The organism is Anaerocolumna chitinilytica (assembly GCF_014218355.1).
GTDB classification, from domain to species: domain Bacteria; phylum Bacillota; class Clostridia; order Lachnospirales; family Lachnospiraceae; genus Anaerocolumna; species Anaerocolumna chitinilytica.
In genome coordinates, this window is record NZ_AP023368.1 from 3,224,279 (window position 1) to 3,242,914 (window position 18,636).

The following is an 18,636-nucleotide window of genomic DNA, read 5'->3' on the forward strand; positions in this document are numbered from 1 at the left end:
AGTTATTAATTTACAATTCTAGATTAGTCATATAAATGTATATCTCCGCTTATTGAACTTAATGTAAGTTCACTTCCCTGGTTCCCATGGGTATAGGTTCCGGATTTTAAGTCTCTCTGATGAGACTTGTCATAATCAATATATAAATCTCCGGAAACGGTTCTAGCTTTTAACGAATAGCCATTGTTATTATTTCCAAGTTTAACCTTCGTATCACCACTCGTACTATTGGATTCCAAAATAACATCTCCAATGCAATTCGCTGAGATATCACCACTCTTTGACATCAGATAACATTTTCTAACATTTACATCCAGAGAAATATCACCGCTGGTGCTGCTGGCTCTTAATCCCTTACCGGATAATCTGGATATTTTTATATCACCGCTGACACTGCTGATATCTAAATTATTTAAGGTTGTATTGTTCACATCAATATCACCGCTGGTAGTGCTTATTTTGCATTCTCCTGCTTTTGTATTGACAGCATCCAAATCTCCGCTGGAAGAACCATTATCAATAACCTCAGCTGTAATATTTCTGGTGTCGATATCGCCGCTGGCACTTTTTAGTGAAAGAAACTTAGCTTCAATATTGTCAGCCTCAATGTCGCCGCTTGCTGTTGTAGCCAGAATATGATCTGCCAAAACATCGGATAGCTCAATATTTCCGCTGGCTGTTTTGATACTGAGGTTGTTCATATTATCTGGTACCTCTACATATATGGTTGTGGAATAGAGCTTAAAGTTGAATAGAAATACAGCTTTTCCCACCCTGCGAATCCCAGCATATACAGTATTTCCTTCTTTATAGCTATAGAATTCAAACATCTGCCTTTGTCTGTCGTCTCCATTATTTTCGTATTTTATATTAATTTTACTGTTGGGGGATTTTCGTACCTCTATATCGGCATGTATTCCATCTATAATAAGATTTAACCCAGTGACAGCATCGTGGGAATCTGAATCCTTACTCTCATTTACTGTTTCTGTCTGTTCTGTGGTTTCAATGTTTTCTGCTGCTTCTGTCTCATCAGAACTATTATCTGTCTTTTCCGTTTCATTGGAAACCTCAGTTATCGTTTCTCCATCCGTATCAGTTTCGAAACTAACATTATTCACAGGTGTTTCTGTAAAATCTACTGAGTCATCGAAACTTCTCGATACATTCTCATTAAACCCATCGTCCTTCTTCCGGCTGTCAAATGTATCTTTCCATTGATTTTTAAAATGGTTACTTGCAAAGTTATTGATAGAAGTCGTTGCCTGATCCAAGGTGTTCTTAACTGTCCGGCTTATCTCATTGACATCGATTTTACTGATTGCATCACCAGCGGTATCCAGAGCACTGTTAATAGCTTCTCCAATCTTTTCTCCGTCCAGATTATAAATAGCGGAATACCATTCTTTACCTTTATTATTCTTACTTGTCTTATCACTCTCAGACTTTTTCTCTTCCGTATCACTTGTATGATATACTTCTTTGATTTCTTCTACCAGGTCTTCAATGGAACCCAGCTCTTCACAAATCTGTTCTTCACTTTTCCCATATTCCATTCCGACCTGAAAATGTTCTTCATAATCGGATACGATTTCTTCCATCGTACTTTCGTCGGTATCTTTTAATGCTTCTTTTAAATTACTCAAATATTCACTTTTATTCATATCCAGCCTCCTATCCTATAATATCCTGTACTATTTTTGTAAAATCAAGCCATTCTTTTTTCTGAGCTGTCTGCTGTAATCTGCCTTTTTCTGTCAGATGATAATATTTTCTGGCAGGGCCCTCTCCGGACTCCACTAAGTAGGTTTCAACAAGAGCATCATCTTTTAAACGCTTTAAGATTAGATATAAAGTTCCTGTAGAAATAATCATCTGTTTTGATATCGCTTCCGTTAATTCATAACCATATTGATCTGCTTCTGATAATTTTGAAAGCACGCATAATTCCAGCACGCCTTTTTTAAATTGTGCATTCATATGTCAACTCCTTTCCGCTTGTTCGATACGTTTATTAATCATTAGAATTTAAATAATAAATTGGTATCACAATCTTCTTGTATTGTTGAATATATATTATCACTATCTATTCTATATTGCAATATAGTATTTATAAAATAATTCTAAAATCGTAATCATTTTTATTTTTCTTATTTTAATTGCTTTTGTACAATTAAAAACAAGCCTGACCTGCAGTCCGGCTTGTTTTCTTATAGCCCTAATCCATTCTTTGTTTTATAGTTTTACATTAAAACTAATTTTCCTTTTTCCATATGGTAGATACTTTTGCAAAAGGGCAGAACTTTTTCATCATGGGTGCTTATTAATACAGCAGTTCCTTCTTCATTGATATTCTGAAACAATTCCATTACTTTGAAAGCATTTTCAGTATCCAGATTACTGGTAGGTTCATCCGCCAGCAATAATTTCGGCTTTAACATTAACGCTCTGGCTATGGCAATCCTTCGCAGTTCGCCTCCTGAGAGTCTGGAAGGGTAAGAAAACAGGACATTTTCCAATCCGACCATTGTAAGCACCTCAACTGCCCTCTGATAATAATTTCCTCTTAATCCTGCCAAATATAGAGGAAAATAAAGATTGTCTTCTATTGTAAAGTTCGATAGCAGATTCTGCCCCTGCATAATAAAACTTATTTCTTTTGTTCTGATAGGGGACTTTGCACCGGATACAATTTCAATTCCATTCAATACCACAGATCCTTCTGATGGTTTTAACAACCCGGCTATCGTATGAAACAGTGTACTCTTGCCGCTACCGGAAGGTCCGGTTACTGCGGCAAAATCCTGTTCATTAATAGTAAGTTCCACCTGATTCAGCGCAGGGTAAGCATTAACAGAATACTTGTAATATTTTGATATTTTTCTTACTTCCAGCATTATTCATTCTCCTTTATCAGGGTATAAGCCTCTTTCTTTCGGATTAAAGCAGTACCAACTAATGAGGCAGCTACTCCGGTAAAAACGGACAATATTAAGCAAAATCCCGAGAGTAAAAGCATTCCCAAGATACTTTGGCGAAAATAGGGAAGCTTAAGATGCAGAATAATCAGATTGCGAAAAAGTGTTAGTATTAATACTGCCAGGAAACTCCCTGAGGCACTGCCTATAAAACCAATTGCTGCCGCCTCTCCTATGGTAAGAAAAAGTATCTGCAAAGAACTTCCGCCAAGACTTCTTACTATTCCATACTCTTTTTTTCTTTCATTAAGAGTTATGGTAAAGATACTTATCAGTGATAAAAAGGTGAAACCCAAAAGCATACCTCCAATTATAAAAAAGTAAGCCGAATATTGCTTAACCGTATTTTTGGTATCTTCCATCAGCTTACCGGAGGTTTCAACACTTACATTTTCTTTCTCCAATTTATTCTGTAATGCCCTAGCTACTTTATCAACATTCTCATTTTTATCTATTCTGATGGTTATAAGGGATACTACATTCTTTTTATTTCCTAAGGAAAGATAATTCTTTACCACCGGTTCAGCTAAAAGCTGATTTGCAGTATGAAAATTCAAAAACACAGTACTGTCATACCCCATTCCCGTTTCCTCCAATTTACCAGCCACATGAAATTTTTTACCAAAGAAGGTAGCCGTATCCCCTTTTTTGTAGGACAGCTTACTGCCCACTACAATTTCCCCGTCTGGGATATCTTCTTTTAGTTCTTTTTCAATCCATGGCTGTACCAGAAAATCACTCTCCGGATGATAAGCAATTATCTGGACAGCTTCATCACAGCAGGGACTGTTATAAATGGTTGCAAGGAACAGTTGGGCACTGACTTGTGCAACTCCTTTTTCACTGGCAGCCTTTTCGACCAATGAGCTGTCAAAGTATACTGTACTGGGTATTCCTAAAAAAAGTGCATCTTTAACAGAACTGATATATTCCTTCGGCACCAGAAGAATATCCGCTCCAGCTCTTTCGACTGTATTGTCAAGTCCTTGCTTCATGCTATAAAGCACACTGGAAAAGCTGAAAATCGTAAAAGTTAAAAGCATCAAAAAAACAGATAATAACAATGTTCTTCCGGCTTTATGTTTCAGGTTCTGAAGAATAATATGTAAAAAGTGAAGATTACCGGTATTTTTTCTGCTCATTCTATTCTTACCTTTCAAATTAAACACCCTTCTTAGGAAACAGATAAAGGATGTTTCCTATCAGATAAACCAATCCTAGAACTGAAATAAAGTAAAAAGAAGGAAAAGTTAAGCTTTTGCAAGGCATATCTTTATTTTTACACCCACCGATCAATATCGAAGGGATGAGAATACCAACAATATAAATACCTGCTGTTTGAATGCTTAAAAGAAGCCTCGTTGTTTTTACTTCGGAAAGGACATATAGAATAGCAGATATTATCAGGAGTATTCCTATGCCTGCCTCTGCCCGTACAGACCAGTGGCAGGTCATAACCATCTCTTCTGTAGGGCATACCTTAAAGATAGTATACGGTCCAATAAGAAATAACAGGCCGGACATTAAATTAATAGCGGCGGTAACAATCCGGTTCTTCATAAACGATTCTCCCTTCTACTACTTTAATTGAGAATTGGGATCGATAGGCGGTGTTACTTTTCCGGTTATTTCATCCTCTACTCCGTCAAGTCTGGCAAAACTGTTTTTGGCGAGAGTATCCGCATCTGTATCCTTACGAATCAGGCCTAATGCCTTCATGTCCTTTATATTTCTGGTCAGCGCTGCCTGAACCCCGCTGACAGATGGAAGATATTTATAATCCTTTAGCGTATGCTGATCGACATCCAATTCTCCAACCACCCATTTATTATCCAACTGAATTTCAGCTGCCAGATCCTTGTTCTGATCAATCCAGACGGATGCCTTCTGGATTGCTGTAACAATTTTAGCAAGTTTATCAGGCTCCTTGTCTATAATCTCATTTCTGGCCCAAAGAGCGCAGCAGTATTCATCCTTTAGAAGGTCGGAGGTTGCAGAATTAAATAATGAAATACCATCGCCGTCCTTTACCAGAATGGAGGCCTGAGGATCACCTATAGCAATTGCATCTACCTTCCCTTCTTTTAATGCAATCGGAAGATCCGCCTTGGGAAATACTACAAATTCTACTTGCATGTTTTCCCCCGTTGAACCTATACCCACATTAGCCAGAGCTCGCTGGGTCACAATATGCGGAGAGGAAGCCAATGCTTCTATTCCAATTTTTTTGCCTTTTAACCCCTTTACATCTGTGATGCCGGACTTTGCTCCTGCCAGCACCTGAATACAACCGGTATGAATACCAAGAACAGTCTTGGCTTCCAGTCCGTTATCCAAAGGTGCTAACATTGCTGCCACTAAGCCAAAGGATACATCAGCCTGCTTGGTAGAAAGCATCTCAACTCCGGAAGTACTGCTGGTTACATATGTATAATCTACATTTTCTTTCAAACCTTCTTCTTCGAAAAATTGAAGCTGCTTGGCAATATGTATGGGAATACCACACAAACCTGCCCCATAAAGAATTTTTATCGGCTCATCTTTCGCGGCTTCTGTTGTTATCGCTTCTGTTTTTATATCTGTCTCTTTACTTCCCCCCTTATTGGAGCAGCCATTTATAAATAATGCTGCTACCAATATCATACTTAGTAATATGGTATGTTTCTTATACTTTTTCATTTTTACCTCTCTCTCATGGGTCTATTACCCTTAACAATCTGTTTACAAATAGAATTCCGGTGTCTGTGCTTTTCCGGTAAAATCCAATATCTGCAATATTCTTGATCGGTAATTCAAGAAGTCTACACTGTTTCTCTGCCTTCCATAATTTTCATTCCTGCCGATTTCCACAGTAATAATTTCCTCCACCTTGGCCGGTCTTGGTGTCATAATAAATACCCGGTCGCTCAGATAAATTGCCTCATCCACATCATGGGTTACCATAATCATGGTGGTTCCTCTCTCCTTCCAGATACGAAGTATCTCATCCTGCATATTCATTCTGGTGAAAGCATCCAATGCTCCTAGAGGTTCATCAAGAAGAAGCACCTTGGGATGATTGACCAGAGCTCTGGCAAGACTAACTCGCTGTGCCATCCCTCCTGACAGTTGATGGGGATAAGATTTTTCAAAACCCTCCAAGCCTACAAGGCGAATAAATTCCTCTACTTCATTTTTATGTTCTTTGTAAATATGCCGGATTTTAAGACCATAGGCAACATTTTCATATATTGTAAGCCAAGGAAAAAGAGTCGGATCTTGAAATACGAGTCCTCGTTCATACCCAGGTCCAGCAATGGGTGTATCATCCAACAGAATTTCACCTCTGGAAGGGTCGGACAAACCGGCGACCAATCTCAAAAAGGTCGATTTCCCGCACCCGGAAGGACCAATCAGGCAGACAAACTCTCCCGGCTTAATCTCTGTATCAAGCTCTTTCAAAGCCATCGTTTTTGTGCCGTCTGTGTTTATAAACTCTTTTGATACCCCCAGTGCTTTGATATTCCCGGTTGTTAATTCTTTCACTGGCTCCGCTACCATTTAATTACTCCCTTCTGCCATTTTAAAAATTTATCCCTTACTTTAAATTGAAGCGTGATAAAAAGGTAACAAAAACCGGCTATAATTATTAATCCTGCATATACATTGGGGTAAGCTATCATTTCCTTCTGCCAGTTAATATACCAGCCAAGCCCCGACTTCACTCCCATCATTTCTGCCGCCATCAGCGCTACAAAGGAGCTGCAGGTAGCGTTAAAAAAGCCTAGAAAGATAGATGGCAGAGCATCCGGTATTGCTATAAAGAAAAGGTTTTGCAGATTACTTGCTCCCAGTGTGGAGGATACTTCAAAATAAGATTTCTTTGTTGCCTGTATCCCTGAACTAGTTAGTATCGTTATCTGGAACCAAACCCCAAAAGCAATTAAAAAGATAGCCGCTCCCTTCGGTGCTGAAAAAATAATTAGTGCAAGGGGTATCCAGGTTGAAGAGGGGATTGGTCCTAAAATCCTGATTACAGGATATATCCAGTAACTCCAGCTTTTGCTCCAGCCAACCAATATTCCTGTTATTACACCTAAAATAGTCCCGACTAGGAGGCCTTCTATCAGAAGGGTAAAAGAGCTCACTATACAAGTCAGTAAAAAACTTCTGTCTTCAATATAGACGTTAAATATTCTGCTTAATGTTGGAAAATACAACTGCGGCAGGATATGAGCCTTCGCTGTGAGAATATTGATAAAAGTAATAAATATTCCTGTTCCTCCTATAAACCATCCCTGGTAAGCATACCGATTCCTTACCCTTTTAATAATCAATGAAAGGAGGCATAATAGAAGGGATATGCTTAAAGCTGCAAGAAGTACGCTTCTTAGATTTGTAAGATCTCTGTATTTTATATCTTTGTGATTTGGAATCAAAATCTCTGTAAGTAATGCAATCAATAAACCTATGCTCGGTACTAGTGTACGATAGTCAAAGTACAATTTCCTTGATATTTCTCCCTTTAGTTTATCAGACATATGTTGAAATCCCTCCCTTTATTAAGATTCCGTACTTTATATAGCCTCCCTAAATTGATGTTTTTTATAGAAATGTTTAATTTTTATCAAAGCCTGATTAATAGAACCTTGCTGCTGCAAAGGAACAATTCCATTATGAACCAACTGCTTCTCTGACCATCCTCCAATCTGCTTTACCAAGACTAGCTGGCAATCTTTTAAGGCATTGATTTTATCCAGAATTACTGCTTCCTCATGGCTTGTGCAGGTTTCGTTATGACTGGTGGTACGCTCTTCTACAAAAGTAATGCTGTCATTCTCCTGACTGATATCAAGAATATGAAAACGATTGCATTTACCAAAATGTTCCGTAATATTCACCCTATCACTGGTTCCAATTGCAATGCGATAAATCATAAACTCTCCAATCCGGATAGGCTTACTGTTAACCTATCCATTTAACTATATGGTTTATTCCGAATATAAAATCAATACCAGATACGGCTCTTTTCATTGGGAATATTTTGAAATAGTTCTGTTGAAAGATAACGTTCACCTGTATCCGGCAGAATAGCCAGTACTGTTTTACCTTTATTTTCTGGCCTTTTTGCTATAAAAGCAGCTGCAAAGGCTGCTGCTCCGGAAGAGATTCCGACTAACAATCCCTCTTCTCTTGCCAAGGCTCTTGCTGTATCGATTGCTTCCTCGTTCCGAACCCGGTAGATTTCATCTATAATGTCTGTATCCAACACCCTGGGAACAAACCCTGCTCCAATACCTTGAATCTTGTGAGGTGCTGGGTTTCCCCCGGAAAGTACCGGTGAGGCATCCGGTTCCACCGCAACAACTTTAATACCAGGATTCTTTTCCTTTAGGTAGGCTCCTGCTCCGGTTATCGTTCCTCCGGTTCCCACCCCGGCTACCAGAATGTCTATCTTACCCTTAGTTGCTTCCCAAATTTCCGGTCCGGTAGTGATTCTATGTATTTTGGGATTGGCTGCATTGTCAAACTGCTGTAAGATTACACTATTCGGCGTTTGGATATGAAGTTCTTCTGCCTTTCTAATAGCTCCTTTCATCCCTTGACTTCCCGGCGTTAATACCAGATCAGCTCCTAGCGCAGTCAAAAGGGTTCGCCGTTCAATACTCATGGAATCAGGTATAGTAATAATAAGTTTATAACCTTTCGCCGCAGCTACAAAAGCAAGCCCAACACCGGTATTTCCACTGGAAGGTTCTATTAGTACCGAGTCAGAACTCAATATTCCCTGCTCCTCTGCGTCATTTATCATGGAGTAGGCAATCCTGTCTTTTACGCTTCCAAGGGGATTAAAATACTCCAGTTTAAGTAACAGACTGTCAGCCTGAATTCTAGCTAACTTGGAGAATGCCAGCGGTTTTAGGATCGGGGTGTCTCCTATTAAATCTGTTAAGTTTTCTACAATTCTTCCCATATTGGCTCCCTCTGCGTGCATTAATCCCTTTATTTTTGTTAATGCACGCGCATCTAATCGTTGGAAGTGAATACCTATTTTAATATCATGTTACTATTCACTTTCACATAATGGTTACAATGTTTTAAGTTAAAAGTTAACCGCTTCCTTAATATTTTCCTTGGGATCTCTGTTGTACCACTCTTTTGAGAGCGGCAGGGAAATATTAGCAGATACATTTCTCACAAAATTAGTATTTTTTAATATTTTTACTGCTTTTCTTGCTAATTCAAAAGCGCCGGAATACCCCATGTAATTTAAACTCTGTCCGAATAACGGGAAGTTAGGAATACCTAGCTTACTTACCCATCCATTGGCATTTAAATGTCCTATGTACAAATCCGGTTTCAATTTACGAAGTAAATTCAGCTCTTCCGCAGGCTGACCTGCGCCTACCTCAATTAAGAGCTCCGGCGCCTGCATATCGTCTATCATATCATCTACGAAACGATCTACATTGTGAGCCTTCACTCCGACCAGCTCCATACCAAGAGAATAGAAAAATTCCGCAGTTGTAAGTATACGGGTTTCTCCGCCTCCCACAAAGACTTTCTTACCTGCAAGTACTGGTTTATATAAATCCAATGCCTTATTTAATTCTGCATTTTCAAATGCAATCAACTTTTCAGCTTCTGCTTCCAAATGAAAATAAGCAGCAATTTTTCTGATCCATTGGTTGGTGTTTCGGATACCGATAGGCAGAGTGTCAATGAGATAATCCGTTCCGAACCTTTCCTTTAAATGTCCCAGAAGATAATCATCATGGGTTGCACAGATACTCACATTCAAGGCAGCTTCACCAATATGTTTCAGATCATCAACCGAAGCATGGAGGGGAAGAACTTTTGGAATAAGGCCAATAGCAGACAGTAATCTGGAAAGCTCCACCTCATCACCGTTGGAATTGGAACCCACGTTAAAGATATTAACCGTCCTGCTGATACGATATCTGTCTTTTATGTCTTTCTCCTCATCCGCTCCGGGAATCGCACTAATTTCTTTCTTTAGCGGATCTATCAGATGTTTCAGGACGCCATGATAAGCAGAGTCATAACCGGAAGCCACATACTTACTCTTAAAGCCTTCACAGTGTACCGGAACAATCTTAGCAGTTATCTGATCCTTTAATTCACCTACCAAAGAGTCTATATTATCACCTATTATTCCCGGCACACAGCCATTTGCTATGATAATAGCATCCGGATGATATTCTCTTTCCGCGTATAATACTGCCTTTCTAAGCTTATCGATTCCTCCCTGTACCACATCTAATTCATCCATATTTGTATGCAGCCAGACGAATTCCTCATTGGGCTTTCCCTTTGAAGCTCTCATAGTCTTCCTTAGCCCGGTATTCCCAACGAAATTAGAACAGCACCCTAAGGGGGAATGAATAATCATAACTGCATTGGTAAAGCTGCTTACAATACCCACTGCCAGATTCAGCTGACATCCGCCGCTTTGAGAGAATTTTCTGTTCTGAAGCTGGGCACAGCCGGTCTTCATTCCTCCTGCCAGTTCACTGCAAGAGCCGCAAAAGGCATGACAGGCTCCAATTCGTTCCTCTCTGGTAGGGGGAGCATCAGCTCCTAAATAATTATAGGTTAAACTATCTGCATAATTTCCCATAAAACTCCTTCCTTTCCTATCTGGCAGAAACCAGTTCTGTAATTAAATCTTCCAATAAGGTCAATCCTCCTTGAAAACCCACATAACCCTTGCTTAAAACCACCCTGTTACTTACCGGAAAGGCTACGGATAAAAATCCTGCTCCCAGCTTTTCCGCCAGACCTCTTTCAATACTGCTCCCAACCACAAAGGCCGGCCCGAAAGTATCATAGTATTTCTGATTATGGTTAAATGGCCAACTGCCTCTGACTTCCTTTATCAGTTCTCCTGCATTCTGATTAAATGTGACTCTAGGTTTCGTTACTGAGGTGATACCTTCAAACTTCTTTTTGTAATTCTCTTGTTCTCCTTCGTCTGTAATATCATTAATAGCAGTTATAAAAGGTATCCAGCCTAAATCATTTGCAAGAAACCTGGTCAAGGGATAGGCATAATAACTGTCAGCTGCTACAATAACATAACGCTGGAAATCAATATCGGAATAGATGTCTACAATCCGTTCCAGAAAGGAATAATATTTTCTTTTTTCCTTCTCCGTCACAGCTTCTATATATTCTTTTTCAATACCCAGTACTTCGCCTATCTGGTAAAGAAAACTTTCCGTCGCTTCGGGTCCAATGGGTAGGTCTGTACGGATGGAGGGGATATCATGCAGCTCTGTAAACAGTTCTGCAGACTCTATACCGGCTTGGTTAGAGAATACGATAGTCAAGGCAGCTTCCCCATATCTTCGAATGTCAGCAATAGATTCTCCGGTTCCAAAAAAAGTATTAGCTCTTATACCCAGTAAACCCAGTAATCGTTTTATTTCATCTAGATTTCCCCGGTAAAATACATCATGGCCCGGAACGACTCCCAGTATGTTTACTGTATTCAAGCTCTTATTTTCTGCCGGTGTTACTACCTCCTTAATGATTGCCTTTATCACAGCATCATAACCTTTAAAGGTATTGCCTAAAAATCCCGGTGTACTGGCTCCGATTACATTCCTGTCCTTAAACCGTCTTGCCACACCAACAGCGTCGTCTCCTATAATTTCTACCTGACATCCTGTTATAACAATGTAGAGATCTGCATCCAGAATCTCAAGCGAGTTCTCTATCTGTTCCTCCAGCCGTTCTTCCCCTCCGAAAACAATATTATTTTCCGAGATATTCGTAGTTGGAATCATAGTTCCACCGCAGTAACCGGTTCCCCGATAACCGGCAGCCAGGTTATAAGTGCCGGATAGTGCTGCTGCACAACCACCTGCTGCATGGACAATGGGGATTACTCTGTTAATTCCTGCTATGGTAGTCAAAGCTCCTCCCAAAGCGCACGTAAATTTAGCACGTTCAATAAATTCTGCCACCTTTCTTCCTTCCTTTCTAATGGGCTTAATGAAACTTATATAAAAAAAGAAGGCGCATGAACAGTGTATATACTGTCATGGCCTCCGGTTTTCCGGTCAACCTCTTAAACTAATTTGTAAACGAAAGAATGGTAACTCTATCTTCCGCAGTGGGCTCTCCAAAATCAAGAACTTTTAATTTCTGGGGGATAATTTTATAGATATTATGTGTTTCTTTCGTTATCTTTATATTAGGATTTTTATTCACTATAATATCCTTACCTTTTTCATATTCACTGTTCTTATCCAATAATACAGCTACTCCATAAAGGGTTACATTAAAATACCTGGATATATACTGATTGTCATGCTGAAATAAAACTGCTGTATTTTTATTTTCATTTAATTGATTATTTTTGCTGCTGTTCTTTGTAGTAGAAAAATAAACCGTATATTCCTCCATACCATAACCACCCAAAATCCGAACATCGGGACTACCCTCCCCGTCTGTGGTTGCTAATATAATTCTTTGGTTCGCTCTTAAATATTCTTTTATTTTCTGTTCTGATGCGGACATTCTTTTCTCCTTTCGTTTCATTCGGTAATCAATATTAATAAATGTTACCTCCTTTTCTTCGTAAGCCGCTAAAATTACAGCCGGATTATAGATTTCCATGGGTGCAGAAATAAAAAAAGACTCAAGATAAGCGAACTTCCGTTATCTTAAGTCTCCGGCTGTCCGGTCAACTTAAATTATTTCATCCTCAATTTTTCGTTCTTCTCAATCTGTACTATCTTCCCATCCTGGATTACAACTACAACGGAACCAAACTGTACAGATTGGATAAATTCCACTATCCTTTGAATATCACTCTCATTTACAGTGTTTTTTCTAACTGTCTGCAGCTCCTCGCTTCCCACTATTTCACCCCTCGGATTATGTATTCATACTTATCATATATGAATTATATGTATTATTTTTGTAAGTATAACTTTTCTTTCAATTTTTGTCAATACTTTTTTAACAAAAAACACCGGCTATTTTAAGACGGTGTTTTCCTTCAATACTATGATTTAAGTATATTCCATTTGCCTTCTTTCAAAAAGTATTCTGCATTATCAGAAGCCGATTCTGTTACAATACTCGGATATCCCATAACTTCTAACAGTTTAATTGCATTCTTTGACACAGCTCTTCCCTCAATCAGCTTATAATCAAATAAAACGTTATTTTCTACTATCTGTTCTTTAAAATGATAATTAGAATAGAAATTCTCCAGAATATGAGTCAATTCAATATCATGAGTGGCAGCAAAGCAGATTGTATTGATTTCGCTCAGAAACTTAAGTATCTGGCTGGATGCAGCAATACGCTCCAATGTATTGGTTCCTCGTAGAACCTCATCAACAAAACACAGTGTAGGTATATGTTCTTCTGTGCGGTCTATAATTCGCTTTAAGGATTTTATCTCAACAATATAATAACTTTCCTTTCCAAGAAGATTATCCTTTAATGCCATAGAAGAGAGCACCTTGAAAAAACTGGCTTTATAGCTGCTGCTTAAGGAAGTATAAATTGTCTGGGAAAGAATTGCATTTACTGCTAAAGTCTTAATAAAGGTTGATTTACCGGATGCATTAGAGCCGGTTATTAAAACAGAGTTTTTGGTATGGATGGAGTTTAGCACAGGCTCATCTATCATAGGATTATAGATATCTTCCACTTCCAAAAAAGGCTTCACGGTATTATTAAGATCAGGTATGGAATAGAAAGGAATCATCTTACGAAAGGAAGCCGCAGCGATACAACTGTCAAGGAGTCCTACGGTTTCATATATCATATTCAAAGCCTCTCGGTTTGCTTTAAAACAATCCAGCATAGAATAGAATTTGATTAAATCAATATGGAAAATCAAATTTAAATAATCTAAAAATACTCCAAGTAAATCCCCTCCGGCATTCTTTGGTATCAGCAAAAAGGAGCCTCGGATAAACTTCTGAAATACACCTTTTGATTTTTTAAGTTTAACAGCATAATCATTGATTTCAGGTATGTTCAGTTTTATTATTGTATTAACTCCCTCTAATAATCTTACAATGTATGCGCATACGGTAAAATAGATCTCAATCTTGGCTCTTTCCCTGTAATACTGATAAACATTATTCCCTAGCATCAAGGCGGTTAGTATTCCGCCAATAAGCGGATTAAACGGTATCAATATAACTGATACAATAAAACCTGCTCCCATAAGTAAATGGGGCCAAATTTTTTTCGTTTCCAAACCTTCTAATCGATTGATATATTCATATACTGATACATTACTAATCTTACCCATCTTATATAAGGCAAGTTGTAATTCTAATCGAAGATCCTCCCTGTCGGCAAATAAATTCATAAGCTTCTCTCTTTCTTTCAGCTTCTCTCCGCTGAATTCAAGCTTATGAAGCATTGCATACAGATACTCTTCTCCGATGGCACTGCCAGTATTATTAATCAGCATAAATATCTCTTCCATATTGATGTCGTTCCAGGTAATATCATCCACATCTTTTGACTTGTCAAGCTGTGTATTATAATAAGCCGATAGTGATTCGAACTTCTCAGTGGTGTACTCTTCTTCCGGTACCTTTCCCCAATCATTGATCATCTTTTGTCTTAGGTTCTTGTACCAGGCTCTTTTATCATAAATCCCCTTTATCAGAAATATAAGGAATAATACCAGAATCCCTAATAAAATCTCCATTACCTACGTATCCTCCTGTGCTAAATTTTAATAATTTTAAAAGGGCTGCTTATAGCAGCCCTTATTAGAATCTGATTAATCATTAATAACTCTTACAATCTTTATCGGTGAACGATAGAACATATTTGATATCTTAATACCGGTTCTTGGATTACTTGCATGAATAACCTGACCATTCCCGATGTACATTGCAACGTGGCTGATATAGCTGCCGCTTCCATAAAATACCAGATCTCCCGGTTTGATACTGGAAGAATTAATACTGGTTCCTGAACAAGCCTGACTTCTTGAAACCCTTGGAAGGGAATAGCCAAACCTGGCATATACGCCTAAAGTAAATCCTGAACAGTCAGTTCCGTTTGTAAGGCTGGTGCCTCCCCAAACATAAGGATTACCTAAAAACTGTTTTGCATAAGCAATCATTTGTGCTCTGATGCCGGAGGTACCGGAGGAAAGCTCATCTGATGTAACTGCTTTTTCTAACTGATAGGATAAATCAACGTATTGTCTGGCAACATATCCTTCATCATCATCAATCTTAACCTTAACCCAATCAGTAGATACCGCTGTAACTTCCAAGTCTTCATCACTGGGAACACTTGTAACTACGCCTCCTAAAAGGCTTGCTTCTTCTCTTACATTAAGAGTCTCTGTATTAACTGTGGCTACCAGACTTCCTACCTTCTTGGCAAGAGATACTGCTTTATCTCCTGTTATAAGGAATTCCTTCTTTACGTAACCTGTAACTTTACCGGATTTAATCTTAACCCATCCGTTTTTATCTTCATCTATTATTGTACATCCTGCGTTCTTTGGTAATTTACCTATGATCTTCTGATCTTCGCCGGGAGCCTTGCGGATATTTAAGTGATTGTCTACATCCGCTATACCAAGGTTATTATAGTCATATGCAGCGACACTGGATTCCAGAGTAGCAATGGTAATCTCCGATGAAGCAGCCGCATTGGCTGAATCATAATACTTGTCCAAAGTAACGGATATTCCTGCTAAAGGCTGTTCACCATAGATAGCCTCTGCGCTTGTGTACTTGGTATTTAAAGCAAACAATAATGTACCGGTTACACAAAGGCATGAAATCTTTAAAAATCTGGTAGTACTATGGTTCATTTGGTTCCTCCTGCTAGTTATCCCTCATCATAATTTAATATGTATGTTGTCATTTCTTTAGTTGTTACAAATATGTTAAATATATTTCTAAGTTATTATAGCAATCGTTAATAGTTTTGTCAACACTTTGCCTTAATTTTGATAAATATCCGTTAAATTATTGTAAGTATTTCCATTTGGGCAGGTCTTTATTCCTAGTACAATCACTATTTTCCTTGTAAGTATTCTTGTTTTGTAGAATAAAATCGAAAAAAGGGCTGGTGGATTTTACCACAGCCCAATTTCTATTATATGATAATACAAATAATACCGCCATTGCTTTCATTTATAATCTTTTGCATCGTTTCTTGAAGTTTTATCTGGCTCTCATCTGTCATCTTGCTGATCTTTGTATTAATTCCTTCTTCTACAAGCTGCTGGATGGACTTTCCATAAATATTTGTTTCCCAGATTCCCTCCGGATTCTCCGATGAATTCTTACGAATATAATTTATCAGGTCATTAGCCTGCTCTTCACTTCCTACAATAGGGGCGATCTCTGTCTCTATCATCGCTTTAATCATATGCACGGAAGGTGCTGTTGCTTTAATCTTAACGCCGTACTTATTTCCATGCCGCATAATTTCAGGTTCTTCAATTAGAATCTCCTCTTTGGCAGGATTAACAACACCATAGCCCTTCTGACGAACCTCTTCACAAGCTCCTGCTACTTTACCGTACTCCTTCTTTACTGCTGCCAGTTCTCTTATCGTACTGATGAGCTGATATTCGTCTGCAATATTGACTCCGATAAGGTCACTTAGTATGTTATAATAATACGAATCATCAAACTCGACAAATACTTTTACTGAACCATCTTCCATCTCAACCTTGTCAATCTTGAAACGGTTCACATATTTGCTGTCTGTTGCCATATTGTCATTTCTGACATCCCGAATTAACGTAAGACGTTTTAACAGCTGCTTTACAGAATCAATTAAATCTACTTTAAGCCAATGGTCATCTGGAAGCATTTCTGCCCATTTGGGTATAAAGAAGTTGATTTCTGATACAGGGAATACCGAGAGGATATTTGACATGATATGATTGATGTCTTCTTTTCTTAGTTGTTCGCAGTTTACCGGTATACAATTTACATTATACTTTTCAGAAATGTCAGTTGCAAGATTCTGGCTGGTTTCTGAATAAGGCCTGTTGGTATTAAGTAATACGATAAAAGGTTTTTTTAGTTTCTTAAGCTCTCCAATTGTCTTTTCTTCGGCTGTGATGTAATTGTCTCTCTGAAGATCCCCAAAGCTGCCATCCGTAGTAACCACTATTCCAATGGTGGAATGGTCATTAATAACTTTTTGTGTACCAAGTTCTGCTGCCTGTGTAAATGGAATCTCATAATCAAACCAAGGTGTTTTTACCAGGCGCTCCTGCTCATTTTCAATGTGTCCCGCTGCACCTTCAACCATAAAACCTACACAGTCAATCAAACGGATATTTACCTTTGTATCTTCTCCCAGCTGAATCTGAGCAGCTTCTTTCGGAATGAATTTAGGCTCTGTAGTCATTATTGTCTTACCGGCAGCACTCTGCGGTAATTCATCAATTGCCCTCTCTTTATTGTGGATATCAGTAATATTCGGAATTACCAGCAAATCCATAAAACGCTTAATGAAAGTTGACTTCCCCGTTCTTACCGGTCCCACCACACCTATGTATATGTCACCGCCTGTCCTAGCCTTAATATCATTATAAACATCATATATCTGGCTTGACGTATCCAGTGACGAATATTGATCCAACATACACATCCTCCTTTCGGTTATAGTTAAACATATGCTGGATGTTTCTTATTCATGATTTTTTTGATTAATTTTTACTAATTGATTTTCTAAGCTTTTTATTTCTTTTAGCTTAAACCAGTGCATTTTCAATTTATTTATATTCAGATACTGGTAATTTCATCTGATCTTATGGTATATTTTAGATATCTTAGAACTGTAATAAATATCGGGGGGATTATAATGAATGAAGTAATAAATCAACTTAAGAGCCGAAAATCGGTACGTGTTTTTGAAGAAAGAATGATAGAAGAAGAAATCAAAGAAGAGATAATTAATGCAGCGTTTGAAGCTCCTACTGCCGGAGCTATGATGCTGTATTCCATAATTGATATTACGGATGCCTATAAGAAACATGAATTGTCCATATTATGTGATAACCAGCCTTTTATAGAAAAAGCTCCGATGGTGATGGTATTCCTTGCAGATTATCAGCGTTGGTATGATACCTTTACCTATAATAATTGCCAACCAAGAACACCAGGGACCGGTGATATACTTCTTGCTGCCTCCGACGCCTTGATAGCCGCACAAAATACAGTAGTAGCCGCAGAGTCCCTTGGCTTAGGTTCCTGCTATATCGGTGATATTATTGAACATTGTGAAGAGGTCAGAGAATTACTTGGTTTACCGGAATACACGATTCCGGCTGCCATGCTGGTATATGGCTATCCAAGTCAAAGTCAAAAGGAGAGAAAGAAACCGGCCCGTTTCGATAAAGATTACATTGTTTTTGAAAACAGTTATAAGCATCTGGAAAAGGAAGAACATCGTGCAATGTATCAGAGAAGGGAAGAAAAGGCCGGACATCCACAGAAAGATATAACTGAAACAATTCAGGCCTTTTGCCAAAGAAAATATATGTCCGAATTCTGTATGGAAATGAACCGGTCTGCAGAAGTATATTTTAAGAACTTCCGTAAATAATACTATTCTCTTGATATCACGATATCTATTCATTCAACAATAATTCATAAAAAAGCTGCCAGAAATTTAGGCTAAA

At 38.4% G+C, this 18,636-nt stretch carries 18 protein-coding genes; 1 reads left to right on the forward strand and 17 read right to left on the reverse strand.

All coding sequences use genetic code 11. The features are described 5' to 3' along the window. Positions 1-23 precede the first annotated feature (23 nt). The 17 genes from bsdcttw_RS14115 to spoIVA all read right to left on the reverse strand — a co-directional run bounded on the left by bsdcttw_RS14115 (position 24) and on the right by spoIVA (position 17,597). Positions 24-1,664 (reverse strand): DUF4097 family beta strand repeat-containing protein, encoded by a 1,641-nt coding sequence (locus bsdcttw_RS14115; protein ID WP_185255493.1) that lies wholly within the window; start codon positions 1,662-1,664, stop codon positions 24-26. Between the two features lie 10 nt (positions 1,665-1,674). Further along, on the reverse strand, positions 1,675-1,980 hold the full coding sequence (locus tag bsdcttw_RS14120) for a PadR family transcriptional regulator (RefSeq protein ID WP_185255494.1): 306 nt from the start codon (positions 1,978-1,980) through the stop codon (positions 1,675-1,677). 263 nt (positions 1,981-2,243) lie between these two features. Next, complete coding sequence (locus bsdcttw_RS14125) at positions 2,244-2,897, reverse strand: ABC transporter ATP-binding protein (RefSeq protein WP_185255495.1); 654 nt, start codon at positions 2,895-2,897, stop codon at positions 2,244-2,246. Then, on the reverse strand, positions 2,897-4,138 hold the full coding sequence (locus bsdcttw_RS14130) for an ABC transporter permease (protein WP_207726410.1): 1,242 nt from the start codon (positions 4,136-4,138) through the stop codon (positions 2,897-2,899). Before bsdcttw_RS14130 ends, bsdcttw_RS14125 begins: the two co-directional genes overlap by 1 nt. 1 nt (position 4,139) lies before the next feature. Continuing rightward, positions 4,140-4,538: a DUF4418 family protein gene (locus bsdcttw_RS14135; RefSeq protein WP_185255497.1), complete on the reverse strand. Its 399-nt coding sequence runs from the start codon at positions 4,536-4,538 to the stop codon at positions 4,140-4,142. An 18-nt stretch (positions 4,539-4,556) separates the two neighbouring features. Continuing rightward, positions 4,557-5,657: an ABC transporter substrate-binding protein gene (locus bsdcttw_RS14140; protein WP_185255498.1), complete on the reverse strand. Its 1,101-nt coding sequence runs from the start codon at positions 5,655-5,657 to the stop codon at positions 4,557-4,559. A 42-nt stretch (positions 5,658-5,699) separates the two neighbouring features. After that, entirely contained in the window at positions 5,700-6,518 is an 819-nt protein-coding gene (locus bsdcttw_RS14145) for an ABC transporter ATP-binding protein (protein WP_185255499.1), read from the reverse strand. Next, complete coding sequence (locus tag bsdcttw_RS14150; RefSeq protein WP_185255500.1) at positions 6,512-7,498, reverse strand: ABC transporter permease; 987 nt, start codon at positions 7,496-7,498, stop codon at positions 6,512-6,514. The genes bsdcttw_RS14145 and bsdcttw_RS14150 overlap by 7 nt, the downstream gene beginning before the upstream one ends. A gap of 36 nt (positions 7,499-7,534) precedes the next feature. Next, complete coding sequence (locus bsdcttw_RS14155) at positions 7,535-7,894, reverse strand: NifB/NifX family molybdenum-iron cluster-binding protein (RefSeq protein WP_185255501.1); 360 nt, start codon at positions 7,892-7,894, stop codon at positions 7,535-7,537. Between the two features lie 71 nt (positions 7,895-7,965). After that, positions 7,966-8,931: a cysteine synthase A gene (gene cysK / locus bsdcttw_RS14160; RefSeq protein ID WP_185255502.1), complete on the reverse strand. Its 966-nt coding sequence runs from the start codon at positions 8,929-8,931 to the stop codon at positions 7,966-7,968. A gap of 129 nt (positions 8,932-9,060) precedes the next feature. Further along, complete coding sequence (locus tag bsdcttw_RS14165) at positions 9,061-10,599, reverse strand: nitrogenase component 1 (protein WP_185255503.1); 1,539 nt, start codon at positions 10,597-10,599, stop codon at positions 9,061-9,063. 16 nt (positions 10,600-10,615) lie between these two features. After that, a complete protein-coding gene (locus bsdcttw_RS14170; RefSeq protein ID WP_185255504.1) occupies positions 10,616-11,950 on the reverse strand; it encodes a nitrogenase component 1 in 1,335 nt (444 codons plus the stop codon). A 109-nt stretch (positions 11,951-12,059) separates the two neighbouring features. After that, positions 12,060-12,506 (reverse strand): pyridoxamine 5'-phosphate oxidase family protein, encoded by a 447-nt coding sequence (locus bsdcttw_RS14175; RefSeq protein ID WP_207726411.1) that lies wholly within the window; start codon positions 12,504-12,506, stop codon positions 12,060-12,062. Between the two features lie 176 nt (positions 12,507-12,682). Then, positions 12,683-12,850, reverse strand: coding sequence for a YezD family protein (locus tag bsdcttw_RS14180; RefSeq protein WP_225903664.1), 168 nt, complete (start codon positions 12,848-12,850; stop codon positions 12,683-12,685). A gap of 146 nt (positions 12,851-12,996) precedes the next feature. Beyond that, a complete protein-coding gene (locus bsdcttw_RS14185; protein ID WP_185255506.1) occupies positions 12,997-14,673 on the reverse strand; it encodes a MutS-related protein in 1,677 nt (558 codons plus the stop codon). A gap of 75 nt (positions 14,674-14,748) precedes the next feature. Continuing rightward, positions 14,749-15,801, reverse strand: a complete 1,053-nt coding sequence (locus bsdcttw_RS14190) for a C40 family peptidase (protein WP_185255507.1) — start codon at positions 15,799-15,801, stop codon at positions 14,749-14,751. A 287-nt stretch (positions 15,802-16,088) separates the two neighbouring features. Next, positions 16,089-17,597, reverse strand: a complete 1,509-nt coding sequence (gene spoIVA, locus bsdcttw_RS14195; RefSeq protein ID WP_185255508.1) for a stage IV sporulation protein A — start codon at positions 17,595-17,597, stop codon at positions 16,089-16,091. Positions 17,598-17,816: 219 nt separating this feature from the next. Here spoIVA and bsdcttw_RS14200 point away from each other — a divergent pair, with 219 nt between their 5' ends. Next, positions 17,817-18,560, forward strand: a complete 744-nt coding sequence (locus bsdcttw_RS14200) for a nitroreductase family protein (protein WP_185255509.1) — start codon at positions 17,817-17,819, stop codon at positions 18,558-18,560. The last annotated feature ends 76 nt before the right edge of the window (positions 18,561-18,636 follow it).

Bases quoted from the DNA above. Each gene is read 5' to 3' on its own strand.
- bsdcttw_RS14115 (WP_185255493.1), bottom strand. From the start codon at position 1,664: ATGAATAAAAGTGAATATTTGAGTAATTTAAAAGAAGCATTAAAAGAT.
- bsdcttw_RS14120 (WP_185255494.1), bottom strand. From the start codon at position 1,980: ATGAATGCACAATTTAAAAAAGGCGTGCTGGAATTATGCGTGCTTTCA.
- bsdcttw_RS14125 (WP_185255495.1), bottom strand. From the start codon at position 2,897: ATGCTGGAAGTAAGAAAAATATCAAAATATTACAAGTATTCTGTTAAT.
- bsdcttw_RS14135 (WP_185255497.1), bottom strand. From the start codon at position 4,538: ATGAAGAACCGGATTGTTACCGCCGCTATTAATTTAATGTCCGGCCTG.
- bsdcttw_RS14140 (WP_185255498.1), bottom strand. From the start codon at position 5,657: ATGAAAAAGTATAAGAAACATACCATATTACTAAGTATGATATTGGTA.
- bsdcttw_RS14145 (WP_185255499.1), bottom strand. From the start codon at position 6,518: ATGGTAGCGGAGCCAGTGAAAGAATTAACAACCGGGAATATCAAAGCA.
- bsdcttw_RS14150 (WP_185255500.1), bottom strand. From the start codon at position 7,498: ATGTCTGATAAACTAAAGGGAGAAATATCAAGGAAATTGTACTTTGAC.
- bsdcttw_RS14155 (WP_185255501.1), bottom strand. From the start codon at position 7,894: ATGATTTATCGCATTGCAATTGGAACCAGTGATAGGGTGAATATTACG.
- cysK (WP_185255502.1), bottom strand. From the start codon at position 8,931: ATGGGAAGAATTGTAGAAAACTTAACAGATTTAATAGGAGACACCCCG.
- bsdcttw_RS14165 (WP_185255503.1), bottom strand. From the start codon at position 10,599: ATGGGAAATTATGCAGATAGTTTAACCTATAATTATTTAGGAGCTGAT.
- bsdcttw_RS14175 (WP_207726411.1), bottom strand. From the start codon at position 12,506: ATGTCCGCATCAGAACAGAAAATAAAAGAATATTTAAGAGCGAACCAA.
- bsdcttw_RS14185 (WP_185255506.1), bottom strand. From the start codon at position 14,673: ATGGAGATTTTATTAGGGATTCTGGTATTATTCCTTATATTTCTGATA.
- bsdcttw_RS14190 (WP_185255507.1), bottom strand. From the start codon at position 15,801: ATGAACCATAGTACTACCAGATTTTTAAAGATTTCATGCCTTTGTGTA.
- spoIVA (WP_185255508.1), bottom strand. From the start codon at position 17,597: ATGTTGGATCAATATTCGTCACTGGATACGTCAAGCCAGATATATGAT.
- bsdcttw_RS14200 (WP_185255509.1), top strand. From the start codon at position 17,817: ATGAATGAAGTAATAAATCAACTTAAGAGCCGAAAATCGGTACGTGTT.